The sequence below is a fragment of the Magnetospirillum sp. 15-1 genome (assembly GCF_900184795.1).
GTDB lineage: Bacteria > Pseudomonadota > Alphaproteobacteria > Rhodospirillales > Magnetospirillaceae > Phaeospirillum.
This window is the reverse complement of the sequence record NZ_FXXN01000002.1, coordinates 1-4350: the sequence shown is the minus strand read 5'-3', so window position 1 is coordinate 4350 and position 4350 is coordinate 1. Positions and strand designations below refer to the sequence as shown.

The window sequence follows — 4350 nt, the reverse complement described above, 5'->3', positions numbered from 1 at the left end:
AGGATGTTGGAGAGCGATTCCGGACCGAACAGGGTGTCGAGGAAGGCGTTCAGGTCCTTGGAATACTCGGTCAGCCCGACACGGGCGGCGAAGGCCRCCCGTGTCGGGCTGACCGAGTATTCCAAGGACCTGAACGCCTTCCTCGACACCCTGTTCGGGCCGGAATCGCTCTCCAACATCCTGGGCGAGGTGCTGAGCGACGCCGGCCTCAGGCAGTTGCGCATCGCCGAGACCGAGAAGTACGCCCACGTCACCTTCTTCTTCAACGGCGGGCGCGAGACGGTGTTCCCCGGCGAGGAACGCATCCTGGTCCCCAGCCCCAAGGTCGCCACCTACGACCTGCAGCCGGAAATGAGCGCGGTGGAGGTCACCGACAAGCTGGTGGCCGCCATCGAGGGCGGCACCTTCGACGTGGTGGTGGTCAACTACGCCAATGGCGACATGGTCGGCCATACCGGCTTCCTCAAGGCGGCCATCGCCGCCGCCTCCAGCCGTCCCAGGCAGACGTCGACCGTCTGGGCGGCGGTCGCCAAGGTGGTCACCGCCGATCACGGCAATGCCGAGCAGATGAGGGACCCCGAGACCGGCGAGCCCCACACCGCCCACACCACCGGCCCGGTACCGGCCGTCCGNCAGGTCCACGACAGCGTCGAGGCCGAAGCCTTGCTCGATGGAGCCTTGGGCGACGGCTCAACCCTGCTGGCCGACAAGGGCTATGACAGCAACGCCATTCGGGCCTTGGCCGAGAAGAACAAGACCTGGGCCAACATCCCGGTCAGGTCCAACCGCAAGGGCACCTTCGCCTTTTCCGCCTGGGTCTATCGCCAGCGCAATCTGGTCGAACGCTTCTTCAACAAGATCAAACACTTCCGGGGGATCGCCACCCGCTATGACAAAGACCCACGGAATTTCCTCGCCGCCGTAAAGCTCGTCGCCCTGCGCATTTGGTGCGCCGCGTAATGAGTCTACGGCCTAATACGACTTGGCGAAGATCACTTCCTGGGTGGCCGGGCGGCCGCTCAGCACGCACTTGCCGGGTGCGCCGTCCTGGTCGAACGGCACGTTGCGCACCGTGATGCTGTGCTCGTCCAGCTTGGCCAGGGTGTCGGCGTCGCCCGACCATCTGGCCCGCACGAACTTGCGGCCGAAGGTGGTGTCGTCGGCGAACACCGAAAGGAAGTCGTCCAGGGTCTCGACCCGCACGGTCCGGTCCTTCAGCACCGTGGCGGCCTGGGTGAACAGGGCGTTCTGGATGTCCTCCAGGATGGACACGGCGCGGCCCACCAGTTCGTCCTTGGGGGTGATCTGGCCCTTCAGTTCGCCGTCGCGGCGGATCATGGCGACCGAGCCGCCGGCCACGTCGCGCGGCCCCACCTCGCAGATGACGGGAGCGCCCTTCTTCACCCATTCCCAGCGCTTCTCGGGCGGAGCGAGGGGACGGCGGTCCACATGCACCCGGAGACGCTCGCCGCCGAAGCTCTGGGCGGACAATTCCTTGACGATGGGGGCCAGGAACTCCTCGATCAGCGCCTCGTCGCCGTCGGCCCGCGTGATGGGCACGAAAACGATCTGCTTGGGTGCGATGCGCGGCGGAATGCGCAGGCCGTTATCGTCGGCGTGGCTCATGATCACTCCGCCGATCAGACGGGTGGAGACGCCCCACGAGGTGGTGTAGCAGAACTCCTCGCCGCCCTGGGCGGTCTGGTAGCGGATGTTCTGCGCCTTGGAGAAGTGCTGCCCCAGGAAGTGGGAGGTGCCGGCCTGCAGCGCCTTGCCGTCCTGCATCATGGCCTCGATGGAATAGGTCTTGTCGGCGCCGGGGAAGCGCTCGTGCGCCGGCTTCTCGCCGACGATCACCGGCATGGCCAGCACGTCCTCGGACATGGCGCGGTAGACCTCGAGCATGCGCAGGGTCTCCTCCATGGCCTCCTCGGCATTGGCGTGGGCGGTGTGGCCCTCCTGCCAGAGGAATTCGGCGGTGCGCAGGAAGATGCGCGGCCGCATTTCCCAGCGGACCACGTTGGCCCACTGGTTCACCAGCACCGGCAGGTCGCGGTAGGACTGAATCCAGCGCGAGAAGGCGTCGCCGATGATGGTCTCCGAGGTGGGGCGCACCACCAGCGGCTCCTCCAGCTTGCCCGACGGCACCAGCTTGCCGTTCTCGGCCACCAGCCGGTGGTGGGTGACCACCGCCATCTCCTTGGCGAAGCCCTCCACGTGGGCGGCTTCCTTCTCCAGGAAGGACAGCGGGATGAACAGCGGGAAGTAGCAGTTCTCGTGTCCGGTTTCCTTGATGCGGCGGTCAAGGTCGCGCTGGATGGCTTCCCAGATGCCGTAGCCCCACGGCTTGATCACCATGCAGCCGCGTACCGGCGAGTTTTCCGCCATGTCCGAGGCCTTGATCACCTGCTGGTACCATTCGGGGAAGTTCTCCTCGCGGGTGGGAGTGACAGCGGTCTTCTTGGCCTTGGACATGGGATTCATCCACTGGAAATGTGAGCAAGCATCCCGATATCCCATCCGGGCGGCTTTTTCCAGCCGGAACCGCCGAGCCCTCCATATGGCCCGTTGCTCAATGCGAAACAGTGATGTGACAAATCAGGTTATTGTTGAATTTTACCCCCTCGGCGTAGAGTCGGCCCCAGATCAAGCCCTTCACCGACGAGGTCCGCCATGTCCACTCTCTCCCACTCTTCCGCCAAGCCCCTGATCCCCGCCGTCGCCTCCATCACCGGGGCGCTGTCCCCCCTGGCCGAGCCCATGGTGCGCATCACCGCCGGCCTGCTGCTGGTTCCCCACGGCGCCCAGAAGCTGTTCGGCTGGTTCGGCGGCTATGGCCTGGAGGCGACCGGACAGTTCTTCGCCACCAAACTGGGCCTGCCGGCCGGACTGGCGCTGGTGGCCGGACTGATCGAGTTCGGAGGCGGCCTGATGCTGGCCCTCGGTCTTTTCACCCGCCCGGTCGCCGCCCTGGTGGCCGGCATGATGGCGGTGGCGGTGTTCGGCGTCCATCTGGGCAACGGCCTGTTCTGGACCAGCGGCGGCTTCGAATACCCGCTGCTGTGGGGCATCGTCGCCCTGGCCTTCGCCATCCGGGGTGGTGGCCGCGTCTCCCTCGACGCCCTGATCGGCCGCGAAATCTGATCGTTTTCCGACGTTTCGCGGCGGCGCAAAATCCCTTTGCGCAGTCGCAACGTTGGCGCTATAAGAGGCGCCTCGCAGGCGACCGGAGTGTAGCTCAGCCTGGTAGAGCACTGTCTTCGGGAGGCAGGGGCCGGAGGTTCGAATCCTCTCACTCCGACCATCGACAAGCCGCAGAACACTGCGGTTTGTCGATGGGTCCGCGAAGACCAATCAGCCCAGACATTGAATTTGCGGGACAATTGCGGGACACTGAGCCGTTAGGCACTGTCCCGGAGTGTCCCCCAATGGCGACCATTACCCCACGCAAGAACCGTAAGGGCCAATTGATCGGCTGGCAGGCGAAGTTCGCCGCCAGGGCTACCCGCAGCAATTCGAGACGTTTGAACGTAAAGCTGACGCTGAAGCCTGGGCGCGCGGCATCGAGGGCGACATGGACCGCGCGGTGTTCGTGGATCGGCGATCAGCCGAGCAAATGACCCTGAGCGATGCCATCCGCCATTACCTCGACGCCGTGGCGCCGACTGACCTGCCTTGGAAATCTTCCTCCAGTTTGAAGTAGAGTCCGGCCCATCAGAGGACGGACGACATGAAGCGCAGCAGGTTCAGTGAAGAACAAATCATCGGCATCCTGAAGGAGCAGGAGGCCGGGGCGGGGACGGCGGATGTGTGCCGCCGGCACGGCATTTCGAGCGCCACGTTCTACAAATGGAAGGCCAAGTATGGCGGCCTGGAGGTGTCGGAGGCGCGGCGGCTGAAGGCGCTTGAGGATGAGACCCGAAGGGCAGCGCAGCAAACGCCCGGCTGAAGAAGCTGCTGGCGGAATCCATGCTGAACGAGGCCGCGCTCCGCGATCTTCTGGGAAAAGAATGGTAGGGCCCGCCGCCAAGCGGGAAGCTGTCGCCCATCTGCGGAGTGGCTTCGCGATGAGCGAGCGTCGGGCCTGTGCAGTGATCGCGGTGGATCGCACCATGATCCGCTACCGCTCCGTTCGGCCCGACGACAGCGGCCTGCGCGACCGCCTGCGCGGGCTTGCCCAGGAACGCCGCCGGTTCGGCTATCGACGACTGTTCATCCTGCTGCGGCGCGACGGTGAGCCGTCGGGGATCACCCGCATCTACCGGCTTTACCGCGAGGAAGGATTGGCGGTGCGCAAGCGCCGCACCCGTCGCAAGGCCATCGGCACGACCGAGATCGAGGTGTCGGGCA

The 4350-nt window shown here is 65.3% G+C and carries 4 protein-coding genes, 1 tRNA gene and 1 pseudogene; 5 read left to right on the top strand and 1 reads right to left on the bottom strand.

What is annotated here, in order from left to right:
* The first annotated feature begins 3 nt into the window (after positions 1-3).
* On the top strand, positions 4-960 hold the full coding sequence (locus tag CP958_RS00045; protein ID WP_242442644.1) for a transposase: 957 nt from the start codon (positions 4-6) through the stop codon (positions 958-960).
* Positions 961-972: 12 nt separating this feature from the next.
* On the opposite strand, the gene proS is transcribed toward CP958_RS00045, so the two are convergent.
* Positions 973-2475 carry a proline--tRNA ligase gene (gene proS, locus CP958_RS00040; protein WP_096700008.1) on the bottom strand — a complete coding sequence of 501 codons (1503 nt, stop codon included), beginning with the start codon at positions 2473-2475 and terminating at the stop codon, positions 973-975.
* Positions 2476-2673: 198 nt separating this feature from the next.
* On the opposite strand from proS, the gene CP958_RS00035 reads away from it, so the two are divergent.
* The 4 genes and pseudogenes from CP958_RS00035 to CP958_RS00025 all read left to right on the top strand — a co-directional run.
* Positions 2674-3144, top strand: a complete 471-nt coding sequence (locus CP958_RS00035; RefSeq protein ID WP_096700007.1) for a DoxX family protein — start codon at positions 2674-2676, stop codon at positions 3142-3144.
* Positions 3145-3227: 83 nt separating this feature from the next.
* Positions 3228-3304, top strand: a tRNA-Pro gene (locus CP958_RS00030).
* A 270-nt stretch (positions 3305-3574) separates the two neighbouring features.
* The gene (locus CP958_RS27255) at positions 3575-3703 is read left to right on the top strand and encodes a hypothetical protein (RefSeq protein WP_277948853.1); all 129 of its coding nucleotides are present in this window, start codon (positions 3575-3577) and stop codon (positions 3701-3703) included.
* A gap of 27 nt (positions 3704-3730) precedes the next feature.
* Positions 3731-4350, top strand: a pseudogene (locus tag CP958_RS00025) (transposase); the annotation flags it as partial.

Coding starts and splice junctions, on each gene's coding strand:
- proS (WP_096700008.1), bottom strand. CDS start 2,475: ATGTCCAAGGCCAAGAAGACCGCTGTCACTCCCACCCGCGAGGAGAAC.
- CP958_RS00035 (WP_096700007.1), top strand. CDS start 2,674: ATGTCCACTCTCTCCCACTCTTCCGCCAAGCCCCTGATCCCCGCCGTC.
- CP958_RS27255 (WP_277948853.1), top strand. CDS start 3,575: ATGGACCGCGCGGTGTTCGTGGATCGGCGATCAGCCGAGCAAATGACC.